Origin of the sequence: Brevibacillus sp. M2.1A (assembly GCF_013284355.2) — a bacterium.
Lineage (GTDB): Bacteria > Bacillota > Bacilli > Brevibacillales > Brevibacillaceae > Brevibacillus.
Genome location: NZ_JABSUY020000001.1, coordinates 6,030,811 through 6,053,584 on the forward strand (window position 1 = coordinate 6,030,811; position 22,774 = coordinate 6,053,584).

Genomic DNA, 22,774 nt, shown 5'->3' on the forward strand with positions numbered 1-22,774 from the left:
GATACGCAGTTGCGTAATGGTTGGGCATGCGGCTCTCACCAGCATGCCCCAACAGCCATCATCTAGTTAGCTGAAAAGTTCATTGAAATCATATTCTTCAACCAGGTTTATTTGAGACAAGCGCTGCATTGGATTGTCGATCATTTGGCAGATGACATGCTTTAGCTGATCCAGTAACGTATCCATGGCATTCTCGCTGAATGCTTCCGTGTTGTAATGTGCCGTTAACGTCAGTTGGTCTTGACGCGTGGACAAAAATAACATCATATCCAATTGATCATCTTGAACGAAGTGACTGCCTTCGTACGTTTGGATAATCGCTTCATCCAGAAAACGACGTAACGGACATTCCGTAAAGGTAATTTCAGCTGATTCAGGCGGATTGCTCGATACGTGTTGTCCAATAAAAACAATGGAATACAAATTCTTCTTATCGCCTGTGGCAGTATGTTGATCCTCTACGACCAAATTGTACGGATACTCTTGATTCTCGTACGCACCATATGCGGTTTCTCTTGTTTTGTTCATCATTTCCAGTACGGTCGGGTTGCCAGACAAGTCTGTACGCATGGCGACCGGATTGATTAGCGGACCAATAATTCCTTCAAGGTCCGTCTGCGTACGGCCAGATAAGGTCGATCCGACAGTAATGATTGTTTGATCCGTGAGAAGTGACAGCCAAATGTTGATCGCCGCAAGCAAGCTCGTATAGACGGTACCACCAGCCATTCGGGTCAATTCTAAAAGCGATTGGCCCGTCTCTTGCTCAATGGGAAGCGAGGCTACATTTGAAATTCGGTTGCCGTGTGTAAACGACTGTGTCTCTCGCGGTATGAACGGCGCATCTACATTTTGTTGCAGCTGTTTTAACCAATAGTCCCGTTGTCGGTTCAGTTCTCCATTTTGCAAGCGTGTTTGTTGCCACAAGGTGTAATCCATATAATCCAATGGTTTGGAAAACTCCTTTTGCACGCCGCTCTCTACTTGTTGATACATGTCCGCGAGATCATTGATAAACACATCTAACGACCAGCCATCAAATCCAATATGATGAGCACTCAAGATGAGGAAATGCTTCGACGGTGTCATTCGGTACAAAGTCATCCGGAAGAAAGACTCTCTTGAAAAATCGAATGGCTTGTACAGGGCGGATTGCAAATCGGTTTTGATGCGCTGCTCGCCTTCCGTCACAGATAATGCAGACAAATCTACAAACGCATTCTCCACCTCAAGGTCGTCATGCACTTTTTGATACAATTGCCCTTCGTTTTCTATAATCGTCGTGCGCATGATCCTGTGACGTTCAAACATGAGGGCCATAGCCCTGTGCATAGAATGACTGTCAACGGGACCCGCTACTTCAAAGAGGTAAACACCTCCTACTGCTTCTTGGTCACTGAATTTTGCATGGAACCATTGTCTTCTCTGCCCGTGGGATACTTCGAATAAGGAGACATCTGTCTGATTTTCCACTCGCGACACTTCATGGATGCGTGTATTCGTCTCGCTGCCTTGCTTGATCTCAGATATACGGGCAGCAATCGCTTCAATGGTTGGAAACTCAAATATCGTGCGCAATGGAATGTCCATCCCAAAAACGGTCCGCATGCGGGAAATGACTTGCGTAGCCAATAAGGAATGTCCACCTCTATCAAAGAATGAGTCTTTGATCGAAATCTGATTCACCTGCAATATATCGCACCAGATGCAGTGGATAAGCTCCTCAGGTATCGTGCGTGGCCCGATGATCGAGAAATCGCTTGATTTAACCGATGGTAACTCCAGTCTATTTCGGTCAATTTTCCCACTCGTCGTTTTGGGAATGCTGTCCAACCTCATGAAATAAGTTGGAATCATATAAGCAGGCAAGTGCTCCTTCAGGAATGCCCGCCATTCGTTTACATCCCCGTCCCCCACGATATATGCGGCCAATTCGGTAGCTGACCTGTCGTTTTTAACAGAAATAACGGCTGCTTCACGAATGGACGGATGCCTGCTTAATGTGGATTCAATTTCACCCAATTCCACCCGCATGCCTCTAATCTTGATTTGATTATCTTGTCTGCCTACGAATTTAATGTTGCCCGAAGGCAGGAAGTATCCCTTGTCGCCGGTTCGATATATTCTTTCTCCTGGTACAAACGGATTCTCCATAAATACTTCCTGGGTTTTCTCGCTATTATGCAGATAGCCTCTGGCCAATCCAAGGCCACCAATATAAAGGTCGCCAATGACGCCAATTGGGACAGCCTTCATATTGTGGTCAAGCACATAAACTCTGTTGTTATCAATCGGCTTGCCTACACTCACACAATCCTTTTCCAGCGCGTCCATTGGCGAGCATGTGTAAATGGTGGAGTCAATCGATACTTCTGTGGCCCCCCACGTATTATGGAGTTTGGCATTGAGCTTTTTAAAGAACCTGCCTACTGTTTCGGGTAAGAGCGCCTCACCACTGGAGATGACATTTTTTAATTTGTGCAAGTTGGCTGCATCCTCCGGGGTAAGGGCGTCCACAAACATATTGAGCATGCTCGGTACAAATTGAATGCACGCAACCTGATAGTGAATGGCAGCCTGGATAATCGCCTCAGGGTCCCGATGCAGCCATGGTTCCAAGAGTGATATCCGTCCCCCTACAGACAATGGCCAAAAAAACTCAACAGCTGCATCATCAAATGTTAAGGTTGTTTTTTGCAGAACAGACTCACCCTGCTCCAAGCCATGTTGTCGCTGCATCCATAACATGCGATTTACCCAACCAAAGTGGAGGTTTTCCACGCCTTTCGGGTTACCCGTCGAACCTGACGTGTAATAAATCGAAACCAAATCTGTCGGTTTTACGGTTTGCTCCGGCAATCCCTCTGGCATGCTTGCTATTTTGTCTTTTTCCGCATGAGAATCTATACATCTGACATGAGTGGCTTGTCCAAACAGGTGCATGAACTCCGGCTCAGATAGACATATGTTGGTTTGGGAGCTTTCCAACAGTTTCGCCATCCTCGCTTGCGGCATCTCTGTATCCAGAGGGAGAAATGCTCCGCCAGCCTTTACGATGCCGAGGATCGAGATGACAAGCTCAATAGAGCGATTCATACAGATCCCGACAGGCGTATTGGGTCCAACACCCAGCATCATCAAGTAGTGCGCCAACTGGTTAGAACGTCTATCCAATTCTCGATAGGTTATTGTTTCACTCCCGTATTCTGCTGCGATGAGTTCTGGTGTCTTTTTTGCTTGTTCGATAAACAAATCATGCAGGCATGTATTCTCCGGAATGGCGACTGCTGTATCATTCCACTCCACGAGAATTTTGTGACGTTCCTCCTCGCTCAACAATTCGAGCAAAGCCATCGGCACGTCCGGTGCGTTCACAAGCTCTTGCAACCAATTCGCGAAGTGGTCTGTCATTTTTTCAATCGTGGATGGATCAAATAAATCCGTGTTGTAGATCATGTTCATTACGAGACCGTCCTCAGACTCACCCATGGATAACTGAAGATCAAATTTCGCCACATTGATCTGAACCGGCATTTTCTCTAATTGACCACTGGACGAATGATAGACATCCGCTTTCATTTCTGCCCAAGTGAACACCGTCTGAAATACCGGGGAGTAGCTGGTATTGCGTTCCAGTTGTAGTATTTCGACGATTTTTTCAAACGGGACATCCTGGTACTCCTGTGCCTGTAGCGCTTTTTCTTTTACTTGGGCAAGCAATTGCTTAAACGTTAGATTATCTTGGAGGTTCGCCCGGTAGACGAGCGTATTGACGAAAAAGCCAATCAAGCCTTCGATTTCCTTTACATTTCGGTTCGCTATGGGGCTGCCCACCAAAATATCAGTTTGTCCGGTATATCTGGATAAAAAGCCTTGGTAAGCGGCCAACAGGGTCATAAATAAAGTGGTATTCTCTTGCCGACTGAACGCTTTCAGCTTTTCAAGCAGTTCAGTTGCCAGCACCATCTTGTGCATATTTCCGGCATAGGTTTGAATGCTTGGTCTTGGTCGATCGATTGGCAACTGCAAGACAGGAAGCTCCCCTGACAACTCCGCTTTCCAATAGTCGAGTTGTTGCCCCATCACCTCATCCGTCAGCCATTCGCGCTGCCATACCGCGAAATCCGCGTATTGAATCGGCAATTCTGCCAGTTCCGCACGTACCCCGCTCTCTGCTTCCTCGTAAAAGGCCAGCCATTCTTCCGATAAGATATCCTCTGACCAACCATCAGTTATGACGTGATGCATCGTGCACAGCAAAAGGAACTGATCCTCCTCAACGACGATTAACTTGGCTTGAATCAAAGGTCCCCGCTGTAGATCAAACCTTCTGTCTGTTTCCTGCATGATAAAGTCGTGAATTTGCACTTCTTTTTCGGCGGCAGATCGATCTCGTAGATCAATCACGGGCAATGTTCGATACACATGCGGTTCAATGATCTGAAAAGGTTGGCCCCCTTCATTCGCAAACACAGTGCGCAAGATGTCATGGCGTTGAAGAAGCGCATTCCACCCTTTCTCCAGTGCATGCACATTCCACTGCCCAGTTAAGCGCCACATGTGTGGAACGTTGTACGCCGTACTCTCCGGCTCTAATTGATGCAAAAACCATAGACGCTGCTGGGCATGCGATAACGGCAACTTTTCCCGATACGAGGCTTTCACAATAGCTGGTGTCCGTTCTCTTTTGCCATCCCGGCCCAACTCCATGATTTTGGCACCCAGGCTTGCGATTGTCGGGCATTCAAACAAGATGCGCAACGGGATAGACAACTGGAATGCTTCCTGCAAGCGGGATATGACCTGCGTCGCTAGCAACGAGTGTCCGCCCAAATCGAAAAAGGAATCGTGGATGCTCAATCGTTCCGTTTCCGTTTTTAAAACTTCACGCCAAATCTCCGCGATCCGCTTCTCCGTATCCGTACGTGGTGCGACAAACTCATCCTTCGTCGTACGCATTTCTGGCAACGGCAATGCTTGACGGTCCACCTTCCCGTTAGCTGTAAGTGGGAAAACGTCCATTTTCACAAAATAGGTAGGGACCATGAAAGACGGCAATTGTTCACTCGCATACCGCTTCCATTCATCGACCTCCCCGTCTCCCGCGAGATAAGCAATCAGCCGTTTATCATCCGCTCCATATTCATGTACAAGGACGACGGCGTCTCTTACGCCCTCATGCTGACTGAGGACAGCTACAATCTCACCGAGCTCGATCCGGTTTCCTCTTATTTTTACTTGATTATCTTTTCGCCCGATAAACTCGATTCCTCGCCCCGGCACATATTTCACCAGGTCGCCCGTCCTGTATAATCTCGCTTCGGGGTCCTTTTGAAATGGGTGTGGAATAAATTTCTCTTGGTTCATCTCTGGTCGATTCCAGTATCCGATAGCTAGTCCCTTGCCTCCCACATATAATTCGCCCACAAGACCAACAGGAACGAGCTTTTGCTTATCGTTTAGGATAAAGACCTCGGTATCATTGATGGGTCGACCAATCGGAACAGAATGTTGAATCTCGCTCTTTTGTGTAATGTGATAAAAGCAAGTAAATGTCGTGTTTTCTGTCGGGCCATACCCGTTAATCACCAAAGTATCTGGTAACATATCCAAGGCACGTTTCGCATGCTTGGCGGACACGATGTCGCCACCAGCCAATAATTGACGTACCCCTTTTAAATCTTCGATCCGGTAATCGATCATTTGATGAAAAACACCTGCGGTTAGCCATAGCGTGCTGATTTTCTCGTCACGCAGCACCTGTCCCAACTCTTCCAGAGACAGACTGTGATATGGATAAATCACCAATTTCGCGCCATTTAGCAAGCTCCCCCAGATTTCGAAGGTCGCCGCATCAAAGGAGATCGAGGCGAGTTGCAGCATGGTTTCTTCCGGTGTGAGTGATACATAAGAAGCATGCTTCGTAAGCCGGATGACCCCTCGATGCGGGATGAGCACCCCTTTCGGATTTCCTGTCGAACCGGATGTATACATCAAATAGGCAAGGCTTTCCGAAGTCATACTCTCGCCCAGATTTGCATCTGATTCCTTGCTGATCTTGCTAGCGTCCAGATCGGGACAAACGATTTTCAATCCGTCCGGCAGTCTGGGCACCAAGCTTTCTTGTGTCAGCACAATCGAAATACTTGCATCTTGCAGCATATAAAGCAATCGTTGATCAGGGTAGGCAGGGTCGAGGGGAACATAGGCACCGCCTGCCTTTAAAATAGCGATCATACTGATGATCATTTCAAACGAGCGATCCATGTACAAGCCTACTCGGCTATCTGCTCCAACCCCGCGCGATTTTAAATAATGCGCCAATTGATTCGCTCTGCTGTTAAGCTCTCTATAGGATAGGCTATTGCCTTTGTATACGAATGCAGTGGCGTCAGGATGAAGCTCGACTTGTTCTTCAAATATTGTAGGGATGGAATCTTGCGTGGAGACGGTAGCCTCCGTCTGATTCCATTCCAGCAAGAGTTTGTGACGTTCTTCCTCGCTCAACAATTCCAGCAAGGCCATCGGCACATCTGGTGCGTTTACAAGCTCTTGCAACCAATGCCCGAAGCGGTCTGCCATTTTTTCAATCGTGGATGGATCAAATAAATCCGTGTTGTAGATCATGTTCATCACAAGGCCAGCCTCGGACTCACCCATGGATAACTGAAGATCAAATTTCGCCACATTGATCTGAACCGGCATTTTTTCTAATTGTCCACCGGACGTACGATAAACATCCGCTCCCATTTCTGCCCATGTGAATACCGTCTGAAATACCGGAGAGTAGCTCGTATTGCGTTCCAGTTGCAGCATTTCTACAATTTTTTCAAACGGGACATCCTGGTACTCCTGTGCTAGAAGCGCTTTTTCTTTTACTTGGGCAAGCAATTGCTTAAACGTTGGATTGTCTTGGAGGTTTGCCCGGTAGACGAGCGTATTGACGAAAAAACCAATCAAGCCTTCGATTTCCGTTACATTTCGGTTTGCTATCGGGCTACCTACCAAAATATCAGTTTGTCCGGTATATCTGGATAAAAAGCCTTGGTAAGCGGCTAGCAGGGTCATGAATAAAGTCGTATTCTCTTGCCGACTGAGCGCTTTCAGATTCTCAAGCAGTTCGGATGCCAGCACAATCTTATGCATACTTCCGGCATAAGTTTGAATGCTTGGTCTTGGGCGGTCGATCGGCAAATGCAAGACAGGAAGCTCCCCGGACAACTCCGCTTTCCAATAATCCAGTTGTTGGCCCATTACCTCATCCGTCAGCCATTCGCGCTGCCATACGGCGAAATCCGCATATTGAATCGGCAATTCTGGCAGCTCCGCACGTGTTCCACTTACTGCTTCTTCGTAAAAGGCCAGCCATTCTTCCAATAAGATATCCTCTGACCAGCCATCCGTAATGATATGATGCATCGTGCACAGCAAAAGGAACTGATCCTCTTCAACGACGATTAATTTGGCTTGAATCAAAGGTCCTTGTTGTAGATCAAACCTTTTGTCTGCTTCCTGTTCGATATAGTCGTGGATTTGCTCTTCTTTTTCGTCAGCAGATCGATCTCGTAGATCAATCACGGGCAACGTTCGATACACATGGGGTTCAATGACCTGGAAAGGTTGCCCCCCTTCATTCGAAAACACAGTGCGTAAGATGTCATGGCGTTGAAGTAACGCATTCCATCCCGTTTCCAGCGCATGCACATCCCATTTTCCTGTTAAACGCCACATGTGAGGGACATTATAAGCCGTACTCTCCGGTTCCAATTGATGCAAAAACCATAGACGCTGCTGGGCATGCGATAACGGCAGCTTGTCTCGATGAGAGACTCTAGCAATAACTGGTATCCATTCTCTTTTGCCATCCCGGTCAAGCTCCGTAATTTTGGCATCCAGGCCTGCGATCGTCGGGCAATCAAACAAGATGCGCAACGGGACAGACAGTTGGAAGGCATCCTGCAAGCGGGATATGACCTGCGTCGCAAGCAGCGAATGTCCGCCCAAATCGAAAAAAGAGTCATGGATGCTAAGGCGCTCCACCTTTAAAATTTCACGCCAAATCTCTGCGATCCGCTTCTCTGTATCCGTACGTGGCGCGACAAACTCATCCTTCGTCGTACGCATTTCAGGCAACGGCAATGCTTGACGGTCTACCTTCCCGTTGGCTGTAAGCGGAAAAGCGTCCATTTTCACAAAATAGGAAGGGACCATGAAAGGCGGCAATTGTTCACTCGCATACCGCTTCCATTCTTCGACATCCCCGTCCCCGGTGATATAAGCAATCAGCCGTTTATCATCCGCTCCATATTCATGTACAAGGACGACAGCGTCTCTTACGCCCTCATGCTGACTGAGGACAGCTACAATCTCCCCGAGCTCAATCCGGTTTCCTCTTATTTTTACTTGATTATCTTTTCGCCCGATAAATTCGATTCCTCGCCCTGGCACAAATTTCACCAGGTCGCCCGTCCTGTATAACCGAGCCTCGGGGTCTTGTTGAAAGGGATGCGGAATAAATTTCTCTTGATTCAACTCCGGCCGATTCCAGTACCCGAAAGCGAGTCCCTTTCCCCCCACATATAATTCGCCCACAAGACCAACAGGAACGAGCTTTTGCTTATCGTTCAGGATAAAGACCTCGGTATCATTGATGGGTCGACCGATCGGAACGGAATGTTGAATCTCGCTCTTCTGTGTAATGTGATAAAAGCAAGTAAATGTCGTGTTTTCTGTCGGGCCATATCCATTAATCACCAGTGTATCCGGTAACATGTCCAAGGCTCGTTGCGCATGCTTGGCAGACACGATGTCGCCGCCCGTCAGCAATTGACGCACTCCCCTTAAGTCTTCAATCCGGTAATCGATCATTTGATGGAAAACGCCTGCGGTTAGCCATAGCGTACTGATTTTTTCGTTACGCAGGACTTGTCCCAACTCTTCCAGAGACAGACCGTGAAATGGATAAATCACCAATTTCGCGCCATTTAGCAAGCTCCCCCAGATTTCGAAGGTCGCCGCATCAAAAGAGATCGAGGCGAGTTGCAGCATGGTTTCGTCCGATGTGAGGGTTACGTAAGAAGCATGCTTCGTAAGTCGAATCACCCCTCGATGCGGGATGAGCACCCCTTTCGGATTTCCTGTCGAACCGGATGTATACATCAAATAGGCTAGGCTTTCCGAATTCGTGCTCTCTCTTACATTCGCATCTGATTCCTTGCTGATCTTGCTAGCGTCCAGATCGGGACAAACGATTTTCAATCCGTCCGGCAGTCTGGGCACCAAGCTTTCTTGTGTCAGCACAATCGAAATGCTTGCATCTTGCAGCATATAAAGCAATCGTTGCTCGGGGTAGGCAGGGTCAAGCGGGACATAGGCCCCGCCTGCCTTTAAAATAGCGATCATACTGATGATCATTTCAAACGAGCGATCCATGTACAAGCCTACTCGGCTATCTGCTCCAACCCCGCACGATTTTAAATAATGCGCCAATTGATTCGCTCTGCTGTTAAGCTCCTTGTAGGTAAGGGTTGCATCTTTGTATACCAATGCAATGGCATCAGGATGAAGTTCCACTTGTTCTTCCAATAATGCGGTAATGGAATCTTGCATACAGCACCTCCTAATGATTACTCCACATTTCCAGCAGTTGCTTTTCTTCCTCTTCTGAAATCAGTCGCAAGCCTTCTATAGACTCCTCAGGATATGCCATCACTTGTTCGAGCCAATTCACAAAATGTCCGATCATTCGTTCTATGCTGGACGGATGAAATAAGTCTGTATTGTAGCCAAATGAAATCGTCAACGAGTGCTCTGAATTCACTTCTATGGAAATGGACAAATCAAATTTGGCAACCTTGATGGTGCTTTTCACTGGCTCAATGGTTCGATTTGGCCATTGCTTTACGTTTCTCAGATGGGTCTGCATTGTAAAAATTGTTTGAAAGACAGGGGAGTAACTGGCATTTCGCTCCGGCTGAAGGACCTCTACGATTTTTTCAAAGGGCACATCCTGATTTTCTTGCCCGCGCAACGTTTTTTCTTTGACTTGGGCGACCAATTGCCTGAAGCTTGGATTGTCTTCGACGTTTACTCTGTAAACCAGCGTGTTTACAAAGCACCCGATTACCCCTTCCATTTCTTTTCGAGTGCGATTCGCGACCGGGCTTCCTACCAAAATGTCTGTTTGTCCGGTATAGCGAGAGAGAAAGCCCTGATAGGCAGCCAGCAATGTCATAAACAGAGAAGCACCCTCTTGTTTGCTGAAAGCTTTTAGTTTTTCTAGTAATGAAGGGGCCAAATCGATATGCTGCATATCCCCTGCATACGTTTGAATGGCTGGTCGTGGACGATCGAACGGCAACTGAAGCACCGTAAGCTCATCTGCAAATTCCTTTTCCCAATACGCCACTTGCTCTTTCATCGTCTCATCCGATAACCATTGTCTTTGCCATACTGCAAAGTCTCCGTATTGAATGGATAGCGGTGGCAGATTGGCAGGTGTTCCGCCGATTGCTTCTTCATAAAACGCCATCCACTCGTCCAGCAAGATATCCTCTGACCAGCCATCGAACACAATATGGTGGACCGTACAAAGCAGTATATACTCCGATTCATCCTGCTTAATCAGCTCGGCTTCAATCAACGGCCCTTGACTCAAGTCAAATACGCGATCAGCACTCCGTTGAATATAATGCTGGACCTGCTTCTCTCTTTCATCCGCAGATAGACTGCTTACATCCACGACAGGCAGTGCTCTTGGTTGATGCGGCTTAACGAGCTGTACAGGGACGCCATTTTGTTTTGCGAATACGGTACGAAGCATTTCATGACGTTCAATCAATTGGTTCAATCCTTTTTCTAAGCCGGCAACATCCCATGAACCGCTTAAGCGCCATACATAGGGAATGTTATAGACGTTGCTTCCGGGCTCCAGTTGGTCAAAAAACCACAACCGGTGCTGCGCAAAAGATAACGGGATCGGTTCCGTTCTATCCACTTGCACGAGAGCAGGCAATTGAACCATTTTCTCGCCTTGACGCAATTCGGTTAGCCGCTTCGCCAAGCCCTCAATGGTCGGGCAATCAAAGATCGCTCGGAGGGGTAAATGTTGACCAAACACCGCTCGTATGCGCGATACAACCTGTGTTGCCAACAGGGAATGCCCGCCCAATTCAAAGAACGAATCAAATACCCCAATTTGATTTACTCTTAAAATTTCACTCCAGATGAGTGCGAGCAATTCTTCTGTTGAGTTTCGTGGCGCTGTGTAGTGATGGCTTACCCTATGGATCTCAGGCAGTGGCAATGCTTTACGATCCAATTTGCCACTCGATGTAAGCGGCATTTCCTCCACCCGTACAAAATAAGAAGGAATCATATAAGGCGGTAATTGTTTTTGTAAATGGCTTTTTAATGTCTCGACCTCTGATGCCCCACTGTAATAAGCGATTAATCGTTTATCCCCCGGCTCATATTCATGGGCAATGATGGCAACTTCTCCTGCCCCCTGCTGCTTCCTCATAACCGCTTCGATTTCACCTAATTCAATCCGATAACCGCGAATTTTCACTTGATTATCCATACGCCCGATGTACTCAATATTGCCGTCTGGCATCCACCGCGCGTAGTCACCTGTCTTGTATAGCCTTTCAGATCGATTGCCAAAAGAATTCGGGACAAAACGTTCAACTGTTAACTCGGGCCTTCCGATATACCCTCGTGCAAGTCCAATGCCCCCAATAACCAATTCGCCCATCACGCCTATTGGCTGCAGGTCGCCTTCCTTATTGAGGATATACGCTTGAATATTATCCATAGGCTTACCGATGGGGATTACCTTGCTATCGGCCTGGCAATCATAGTAGGTCACTTCAATTGTCGTTTCCGTAGGACCATACAGATTAATAAGCGTCGTATGGTTCCGTTGCCCGATTAATCGATGAAAACGTTGAACCTGTTCCGTACTCAGAGCTTCCCCGGTTGTATAAACTCGCTGTAAAGTTTTGATTTCCTCTGCGCAATCAACGTTTTCCAAATGATCTAAAAAGATGCTGAGCATAGAAGGAACAAAATGAATATAGGTTACTTGGTGCCGGGCTACCGTTTTGACGATAAGCTCCGGATCTTTCTCTGCATGGGGAGCGAGGAAACAGAGTTTGCTGCCAGTGAAAAACCACAGGACTAATTCCGTTACGGAAACATCAAAACAATAGGGCGTTTTTTGCAAAATGGTGTCATGCTCGTTCATAGGGTAGCGATGGACCATCCAGTTCATCCGATTGACAACCGAGCAATGTTCGATCATGACTCCTTTTGGTGCTCCCGTCGAACCTGAGGTATAGATGACGTACGCCAAATTTTTCGAATGGGCAACCGACTCAAGATTATCGTATTCTACATCCTGATCTGGCCTATTCTCTTCCAATAACAGGACAGGTCCATTGAAATCAATCGCTGTCTTGAATTTCTCCTGCATGACGACGACCTTCGTATCGCTATCCCGGAGAATGTAGGACAGCCTTTCTTTCGGAGCCGCTGTGTCCATCGGCATATACGCTCCACCCGCTTTTAGAATGGCAAGAATACCAATCATCATGTCGGGAGAACGCTCACTCATTAACCCTACTAATGTATCCGGCTTCACTCCCAGATTTCGCAATTTGCTTGCCAGGAAGTTTGCCCGGTTGTTTATTTGCCTGTAGGTCCATTGTTCGTTGCCGAATACAACCGCCATTCGCTCTGGCGTCCGTGCAGCTTGCTCCTCGAAGATTTGATGGAGCGTTTTCTGATCCTCAAACGCAACTTCCGTGTCATTCCACTCTTGGAGGATTTGATTCTGCTCAGAAGCGGTCAGCATAGGCATGGAATGCAGCGTCCGGTCACTGTGCGTAAGAACGCTTTTCAGCAATTCAATATAATGCGCAAACATGCGGCGCATGGTAGATTCGTCATACAAATCCGTATTGTATTCCCAGTCAAGGCTGATACTTCCGTATTCATCCTTTGTTAAAAGGGAAGAAGAGAGCTCCTCGTGATTCGTCACCACGACGTTGATATCGAATTTGGCCGATCCGTTGCTAATGCCTTCGGTGAGTTGAATATTCAGATTGGATACAGGCAAATGAGTGACTTTTGCATCCTGGAAACTAAACATGACTTGGAATAGAGGGTTGCGACTTTGATCACGCTTCAGTTTCAACGCATCGACTACTTGATCAAAAGGAATCTCTTGATTCTCGTACGCTTCCAAGGCTGACCTCTTCACGTCTTGCAATACATCCCGGAACGTCATAGTGTCGGTAAATTGCTGACGGATCACAATATTGTTAACAAACATCCCGATCAATTCTTCCGTGTCTTTCCAACGCCGATTCGCGATACCCGAACCTACAATAATGTCTTCTTGGCTGGAATAACGATGGAGCAAGGTTTGAAACGCAGCCATCATGACCATAAAGAGGGTCGTGTTTGTTTTCATGCAGTAATCACGCAGTTGAAGATACAGCTCTTCCGGTATTAATTGGGTGAACATATTCCCGTTAAAGGTTTGATTGACTGGTCGTGGCCGATCAGTGGGCAGTTCCAGAACCCCATTGGCTCCTTCCAGTAGATTCTTCCAGTACGTTAGCTGCTTGTTTTCCTTGCCGCGCTTAAACAGCTCATTTTGCCATACGCAATAGTCTGCAAATTGAATCGGCAATTCAGCCAATGGGGACGGTTTATTTTCAAGATAGGCACTGTACAGCGTAAACAGCTCTTTTAAAAATTTGCGGAATGACCATCCATCATGAATCAGATGATGCTCCACAAACAAAATGACAGATTCCCACTCAGAAATCTTGTAAACAATCCAGCGCGCCAATGGTAGCTGCGAGATATCAATCGGCTTTTTGATCTCCATTTGAATCAGTCTTTGAACTTTTGCAGCACGATCACTCTCAGGTAAGTGCGAAACATCGATAACAGGCAATTCCACATCGAATGGTTCATAGATCACCTGATACGGTTGTCCATTTTTCTCATGAAAAACGGTTCGGAATATTTCATGTCTGCGCACAATCTCCGTAAAACACTTATTGAGAATAGGGAGCTCCAGCCTCCCACGGACTTCCATTGTGGCTTGAAAAATATAAGCCAAGTTATTGGAACTTAACTGCTCTAAAAACCACACTCTTTCTTGTGAATAAGAAAGCGGCAATTCTCGATCTCGTGATACCCTTTTGATGGCAGGGAATGCATCCACTGCATTTACCTCATCTGCGTTAGCTATGATCGGTACGATGCTCCGAATCGTCGGATAGGCAAACAGAGCAGACAACGGAATCTCTTTCTTGAAAAGAGCACGGATTCTCGCAATCATTTGAGTCCCCAACAACGAATGTCCACCTAATTCAAAGAAATGATCCTCGACTCCAATCTCATCGTATCCGAACAAATCCTTCCAAATATCCAAGAGCTTCGTTTCCCATTCAGTTTCCGGTTTTACATATTCCGTCGAAACATGCGGGCGACTATTGCCTACCTCTGGCAGTGATTTACGATCAATTTTTCCGCTGGGTGTAAGCGGGAAAACATCCATTTTCACAAAATACGCTGGAACCATGAACTCTGGAAGCTGAGCTTTCAGATAATCACGCCATTCTGTTATCGTTCCAGACCCGACCACATAAGCGATCAGCTTGTTATTTTCATAGGCGTCTTTTTTCGCCACAATGATTGCTTGTTCCACAGTCGAATGATTGCCTAACGTAACTTCAATTTCCTCCAGCTCAATTCTGTACCCTCTCACTTTTACCTGGCTGTCATTTCGCCCGATATACTCCAAGTTTCCGTCGGCCAAGTACCGAACCAAGTCTCCCGTTCGATACAAACGCGAGTCTGATCCTGGACAAAACGGGTTGGAAATGAAGCGTTCCTTTGTCAATTCAGGGCGGTTCAAGTAACCTCTTGCTACGCCTGATCCGCCGACATACAGTTCTCCAGCAACTCCGACAGGTTGAATTTGCAAACGGTCGTTCAACACGTATAACTGTGTATTCGCATTCGGTTTTCCAATGGGTATTTGCGTGTGCTTATCATCTGAATGGCATGGGAAGCTGGCCACCTCGACTGTCGTCTCAGTCGGCCCATACGTGTTGTATAAGCTTGTACCATAAGGAATCGTCAATAGATCGATACTTTTCGCAACAACATGAGGCGGAAGCACTTCCCCTCCAACTGTGACGTATTTCAAAGAGGATAATGCAGAAGAAGAACCCTGATTTTCTATATAATCCAATACGGCTTTCAACATTGACGGAACAAACTCAAGATGGGTAATTCGATGCGTCTCGACTGCTTTCACAAGCAAGGCGGGGTCCTTCTCATCGCTACTCGGGAGAATGTACAGGCTAGCACCTTTTAACATCCACCAAAAGAGTTCCCAAACAGAAGCATCAAAGGAAACAGACGTTTTTTGCAAAAGCCTGTCCGTATGTAAAAGAGGACTGCGACTCTCCAGCGTTTGAAGAAAATTCATAACGGAATGATGCTCAATCATTACCCCCTTGGGATTTCCTGTCGAACCGGAGGTATAGATGACATAAGCAAGATTGTGGCCGGTTACTTCAATTGCAGGGGGCTCCGTGCTTTCATTCGAAAAATTTTCGCAATAATCCAACAATTTTACCCCTTTTATTCCGTCAGGCACTTTTGTTGCGGACGCTTCATCCACAATCACTACTTGTAAAGCTGCATCTTCCATAACATAGTGGAGTCTTTGAACAGGATAAGCAGGATCGATCGGTACATAAGCGCCTCCTGCTTTCAACACACCTAATATGCTCACGATCATTTCTATGGAACGCTCTTGGCATATCCCCACCAATCCTTCAGTCGTTACCCCAATCTTCCGGAGGTAATTCGCTAGTTGATTTGAGCGGATATCCAATTCCCTATAGGTCATCTTCTCTTGCTTAAAAACGAGCGCGATGGCATCGGGATTGCGATTGGCCTGGAAACTAAAGGCAGTCATGATTGTATCAGGAACATTCGTGGGTTCGTCATTCCTGCACCAGTCGTCTACCAATTCTCTCTCTTGGGATTTGGCTATCAGTCTCAACAAATCGATAGGCGTTTCGACATCAGTGATTGCTTGTTCAATCCAGTTGCAAAAGTTCTCGATCATTCGTCGTATCGTTTGTTGTGTAAACAAGAAGGAATTATATGTGAATGTTATGCGCATGCCCTCGGCCTCTTCGACATCAACACGCAGCTCTACATTTGCTATTTGGGAGTCGACAAAAAGTCTGTTATCCTTATCCCCGGCTTTTCCCACTCTTAAAAAGGTATGAAATAATTTCGTAGTTTCGGAGTTGCTAGCAAGCTCCTCCTCCAACACATTATCTTTGACCTCGTTCAACAGCTGCTTAAAATTCGACGTTCCACCAACAATTACTCGACTTGTAAAATAAGCAGAGCTATCACCTGCTATCGCACCAATCCGAATGTCGTTTTGCCCCGTATATCTGTAAAGATAGCTATGGTATGCAGCTAAGAGTAGTGTAAACATGTCAGTCTCTTCTTGCATGCAAAGTAATCTCGCTTGTTCCCCCGCCGTTTTTGACAGATCAATCGATTGCGTTTCTTCCGCATAACGAGCATTATTCAGTCTCGGGACATCAAACGGAAGCTGCAGCAATGGAGCCTCTTCTGCCAATTCTGAAAGCCAATGCTTCACATGATCTTTCATGGTCATGATTATCCTCCCTTTTTGAGCTTGATAATGAAGGGGGAACCCTCTAAAATGGTGAAGTTCCTCACCCGCTCTGCTTGATCAGACTTTAAAAATGGATATTGGTCGGTAAGCCTCCCCCTCCTTTACAAAGTAGGCGTTGACTCAGCGAATCGTCCATGATAAAGACCGGACACCCGATTCGTTAAGGTGAAGCAAGTAAGCAGCGTCAAAAAAGGTCAGAATAGTTGACCAAACAAACATGTTGTTTCCTAATTTTATTGGGCATGTTCAAAGCGGCTACAAACGAGATGTGAACGGGAAGGTAAGTGAATCGAATTGCTATGAATTCGTGAAAAAGTGGAGTAGTGTTTGGAATACTGTTGAGTATGAAACACCTATGCAGGACAGTATTGCAATTGAATGGCAAATTGTTCCTTCGAATCGTGGAAAGGCAGCTTCAGATTCTACTAGGAAGAGGGAAATTTTCGGAACTATTTCCTAATCAAAGTATAAAATGTAATAGATTACCAATTAGGTACATTATACCATATCTGAATTTTATGTCAAATCATAGCGTATCCATTGGTTTATTATAAAACAAAAATAGACATGTTTACCTTCTCGGGTAGGCTGGTGTAGAAATTCATCGATACCTGAGAAGGCTGAACATGTCTATTTTTCCATTAACCTTGAAAAAGGGTATACCCTCCTACTACTATCGAGACTGCAAATAATATACCAAAGTACCACTTCGTAAATCGAAGACTGAACCACGAGCCTTCCCACCATAAGATCCCGAAAAAAATTGCCCCAATCAGGATGCTACTTGCAAAAGCAATGAGTGCATTTTCCATCTTTCTTCACCTTTTAAAACAGAATGGAAAAGGGGCTGCCCTCCACGGTAGATCGAACAGCCCCTTTTTATTTACCTGACTGTAATGTGAATCGTAATGGTCTCGCCGCCGTATTCCACTGTAATGGTCGTTTTACCAGATTCCAGTGCGGTCACGACACCATTTTCTACAGTCGCAATCTCAGGATCTTCCACTGTCCATTCGGCATCTTTGGTGACGATCTCCTCGTATCTATTTTCATAGACCGCATACAGGACGATCTCTCCAGTATTGTCTGCCTTCAAGCTTAGCGAAGAGCGCGATACTCGCAAATCTTTCACTTTCTTTTCCTCTACGACGAGCACGCGATTGGTTACCTTTTTACCGCCGTATTTTGCAGTAATGACAGCCTTCCCTTCAGCCAGCGCTGTCACTTTTCCCTCTTTTGTTACTTCGATGACCTCATCGTCGCTAGAGGACCAAGTCGCTTTCTCTGTCACCTCTTCCGTGTTCTTGTCATTGAAGACGGCTGTCAGCGTTAGCTGCTTCTCCTCATCGATCTCCAGCACCAAATCCTTGAAGGAAGTCGTCAACGAACGAATCGTTTTCTTAGAAACCGTCACCGGAATCTCCAGTTCCTCGCCCATATAGCGAACGGTAACGATGTCTTCTCCCTCTTCTTTGCCCGCCGTAATGCGACCCTGCTTGACGGTAACCAACCCGTTTTCCGTGTCGTATTCAACATTTTTGTCTCTCGTGATATCCTTGCGTTTTTTGCCTTCTACCTTATAAACTCGTAAGGTTGTGGTTACTCTCGGCTTCATCCAGAAGGACGGTTCGTTTGTTTCCAACTGGAAGGTAGGTATTCCCTTAACGGTGACCTCCACCGAATCGGTTTTGTTCCCGTCCACAGTCGTCACTGTAATCGTCGCAGTTCCAGGAGCTACAGCCTTGATCTTGCCTTCCTCATTTACCTCGACGATCTCAGAGTCGCTGCTTTCCCACTTGACTCGTTTGTTGGTAGCATTTGTTGGTTTTACAGTAGCTCGAAGGCTTTCTGTATCACCAACACGCAGCGTTAACTCCTCTTCCTCCAGCTCAACTCCGGTGACCGGCTCTCCTGTTGGTGGATTCGGCACATTTGGCACGTATAGCTCAATGGAATCATCCAGTTCGACGGTGTTTCCTGCCTGGTCGCGAAGCTGGATCAAAACTTTTTTCATCCCATTGCCATACGTTAAGCTCCACGGTACTGTTCCCGTCACCTTTTCCCAGCTGCTCCACTTGCCTTGGTCATTGGAGATACGCATCTCGACATCTCCCAAGTTGTCCGAAGCAGTAACATGCAGTCTCACGCTGGTGGAGCTGGTTAGACGATCATCATTGTTGATGACGAATGTTCCTGTCGGTGCGGTTTTATCCAAAGTAAACGTGATCTTGGTTTCGTTTCCAGAAGCATCGAGGACCCGCAGTTCATGCTTGCCTTCACTTGTTACCCGGTCGCCACTTGCAAACGGGGCACCGTTCAACGTCGCGGTTCCTTCGTTGAATGTGATTGTCACGTCATCTTTGTAAATGCCTTTATCCTCGACTCCAGAAACAACGGGCGCATCTGCATCCAGCTCAATCGTATCGGACACGGTTGTGATGTGCCCTGCCCTGTCTGCGATCTGCATTTCGACCGTCTTGGTTCCATCACCGGACTTCAACTGCCATGCTTTGGTCGCAGTTACTGCCTCCCAATTGCTCCAGTCGTTGTCACCATTGGCAAAGCGGATTTGTACATCACTCGTACTGTCGTTCGCTGTGATGGAGAGCGTAACATCACGTGACTTGGTGGAATTGTCTCCGTTATTAATCGTGACGGTTCCAGTCGGCGCCACCACATCAAGTTCAATCGTATCACTTAGCTTTGTGACATTTCCCGCTTTGTCCCGCAGCTTGACATAGACCGTTTTGGTGCCGTTTGTACTGCCATCAGCCAGCTTCCATGCTTTTGACTCCGCAAAACGCTCCCACGTACCCGAATTGTCATCGGCGTTAGCGATCGCCATTTCGATGTCGCCTGGATTTCCCGACGCAGTGAGTTGCAGTGTAACGTCTTCTGTTTTCGCAAATTCGGCTCCGTTATCAATGCTGAGCGTTCCAGCCGGTGGTGTTTTATCCAGCGTGAAACGAATCGTCGTGCGATTTTGCGCATCATCTGTGACGACCAACTCATACGATCCTTCCGCAGTGACGACCGAACCGCTCGTAAACGGATTGCCGTTCAGGAATGCTGTTCCCTCGCTGAAGGTAATCGTTACGTCGCTCGCATAGACACCGTCCTGGGCGACTCCTGTGACGACTGGTCCAGTGGAATCCAGCGTGATTTGCTTTTGAAGGGCCACTTGGTTTCCTGCCGGATCTCTCAGCTCGAGATAGACCGTTTTGGTTCCATCACCACCGCTTAGTTCCCATGGAACGTCGCCTTTTGTCGGCGCTGTTTTCCAATCGCTCCACGTCAGGTTGTCATTCGACAAGCGCATTTCCACACCATGAGTATCAGCCGACTCCACACTCAACGTAACCTTGCTCGTGTTGGTATACGATTGACCTTGATTGATCTCAAAAGCCCCCGTAGGGCTGGTCATATCGAGTGTGATCTCATCGGTAAAGCTGGCTATATTCCCTGCTTTGTCCTTTACTTCCATGGAAACCGACTTGGTTCCGTCCCCCGTCAGCAAGTTCCACGCCTTTGTTGTGGTCAGCGTTTCCCAAGCAGTCCAATTGGCTGGATCGCTCGTATCATGGGAAAAGCGCATCTGTAGTTCATTGCTGAAATCGGTAACGGCAATTTGTAATGTGGTTGTAAGTGTATTGGTATAATCGGCGTCACCATTGATCTTGAGACTGCCCGACGGCTTCGTTTGATCAATCGAAAATGCAAGCATTGCTGTATTGCCCGCTTCATCCGTGACAATCAGCGTATAAGCGCCATCGTCATTGACGATTTCTCCGTCAGCTATCGTCTTTCCGTTCAAGGTCGCCTTTCCTTCGTTGAAGCTGATCGTCACACTCTGATTGTACAGCTTGTTGTTCTCTACCCCTGTGACTACAGGCGCAACCGTATCGAGTGTAATTGTTGTCTGTAAATCATGAGTGTTGCCAGCTTCGTCGATCAACTGTAGATAGACCGTTTTCTGTCCATCCCCATTTGTTAGCTTCCAAGACTTGGCGGTCGCCACATCCTCTAGCGCACTCCAGCTGATGTTATCGTTGGACAGCTTCATTTTCACCCTGCTGGAAACGTCAGTGGCATCGATTTGCAAAATGACATCTTGGTTATTCGTATGAGTGGCTCCGTTATTGATCGCAAGTGTTCCAGTCGGCGCGGTTTTATCCAGGGTAAAGGTTACCGTAGTCGTATTCCCCGCTGTATCCGTCACTACCAGCGTATACTTGCCCTCCACACTCACCTTTGTGCCGCTGACAAAAGGAGCACCATTCAATGTTGCTGTGCCGTCGTCGAAGACAGGTGTGACATCTGCCGTGTAGAAGCTGCCATTCGCTACCCCTGTCACAACAGGTGGCGTTTTGTCCAACACGATGGTACCAGATGTATAATACATATTCCCTGCACCATCACGGAACTTCGCGTAGACCGTTTTTTGCCCATCTCCGCTAGCCAAGTTCCATTCCAGCTTGTTGTTGACAGGAACAGGTATCCAGCTACCTGTAAAGCTGTTATCATTCGACAACATCACTTCTACAGGGCCGTTCGCATCACTTCCCAGAATGGTAAGCTCCACCTTTTCTGATGAAGTGGCTACGTTCCCATTATTAATCTCGATAGTCCCTGCCGGAGGTGTTATATCCAGCACAATGCTATCCTGCGCTTTCAGGACAGTTCCTGTTCCGTCACGCAGCTCCATGAAGATCGTTTTGGTCCCTTCGTTTGTCGTAAAGGTCCACATTACAGGTGTCGCAAACGACTTCCATTCGCTCCAAGGACCGCCTTCCACGTTCGTCAAACGATATTCGGGCTGGGCTGCGTCAGGATCATCATGGGCCATGGTGAGCGTCACATTTGGTGAATTCGTAAACGCAGCACCACCATTGATGGTAACCGTTGCTGTCGTTGGTGGTTCATCTACATCCGTCACTTGGATGTTCATCACCTTGGTGAATATATTGCCAGCCGAGTCTGTTGCGGTGATCGGTACAGCGTAAGTCGAGCTCGTTTCAAAATCAAACGTTTCTGTCGCCTTCAGTTGATTTCCGTCAACAGTAAATGGCACCGTAGGGTTTTGAATATGGAACGAAGCGGTGTCTCCTTGATCAGGATCTACTGCCGAAAGCGTACCAACTACCGCTCCTATTTGATTGTTTTCGGGAATCGAATTGGACGATAAGAGGATATCGGTTGGTGGAGTGTTAAGAGCATACGTGATTTCTAGCTGTGAAGCATAGCTAACATTTCTTTTGTCGTAGAAAATGATTTGAGGCTGATACAAGACAGGAACAGGTGGTGCTGTTTGTCTTCCTCTTAAAACAAAGGTAGCTTTTTTGTCTGGAATATTACTCATGACAAAGCTGGTTACATCAAACGATTTCCACCCTGTGAAATTAGTAGGAATAAACTCATTTGTTATGATTCTTTCCTGATACGAAGGTAGCACAGTCGCAAAATCATCGTTCCAATTGTCATCAAACGAGCCCCATAGATCAATGAAAGGCATATCTCCGCCTGTTGCTTCTACCTTATGCACATAAATTTTCAGAACAGCAGACTGAATTTTCCTCTCACTTTTCACGCCGCTCAGGTCAAAACGTAGAGCAGCATTCGCAGCCCCATAATCCCCACCAGAGTCTCGCGCATAGCCGACGATCAGCGTATTGGGAACACCCTGATAATCCAAGCCATCAGGATAGGCACCAAACGCATCCACGAACTTGTCTGCCTCTACTCCAATCTCTAGAAGTTCCGCTGCGTTGGCTTTTTCTTGAATAAGCATAGGTTGGACAATTGCAAACAGCAAAGTAAATACCAACAAACGAGCCATCATTCTTTTCATCAATAACGTTGTCCTCCTTCCTTCTTCATTTCAACTCCCCCTACTGTCGACACATTCCCCCAGCAAAACATCTGGGTGAAACAAAAATATGGTAACAACAGTCTTTTGCAAAAAATACTAACTAAAGTTATGTCTTTTCGTGATTGATTTTTTTCAATAAAAAAACCCAC

Annotated in this window: 3 protein-coding genes; all 3 read right to left on the reverse strand. The window is 46.8% G+C overall.

Translation table 11 applies throughout. The features are described from left to right. Nucleotides 1-66: 66 nt before the first annotated feature. A complete protein-coding gene (locus HP567_RS28670; protein WP_173611097.1) occupies nucleotides 67-9,609 on the reverse strand; it encodes a non-ribosomal peptide synthetase in 9,543 nt (3,180 codons plus the stop codon). A 10-nt stretch (nucleotides 9,610-9,619) separates the two neighbouring features. Then, the gene (locus HP567_RS28675) at nucleotides 9,620-16,735 is read right to left on the reverse strand and encodes an amino acid adenylation domain-containing protein (RefSeq protein WP_173611096.1); all 7,116 of its coding nucleotides are present in this window, start codon (nucleotides 16,733-16,735) and stop codon (nucleotides 9,620-9,622) included. 904 nt (nucleotides 16,736-17,639) lie between these two features. Continuing rightward, the gene (locus HP567_RS28680) at nucleotides 17,640-22,604 is read right to left on the reverse strand and encodes an Ig-like domain-containing protein (RefSeq protein WP_173611095.1); all 4,965 of its coding nucleotides are present in this window, start codon (nucleotides 22,602-22,604) and stop codon (nucleotides 17,640-17,642) included. Nucleotides 22,605-22,774: the final 170 nt, after the last annotated feature.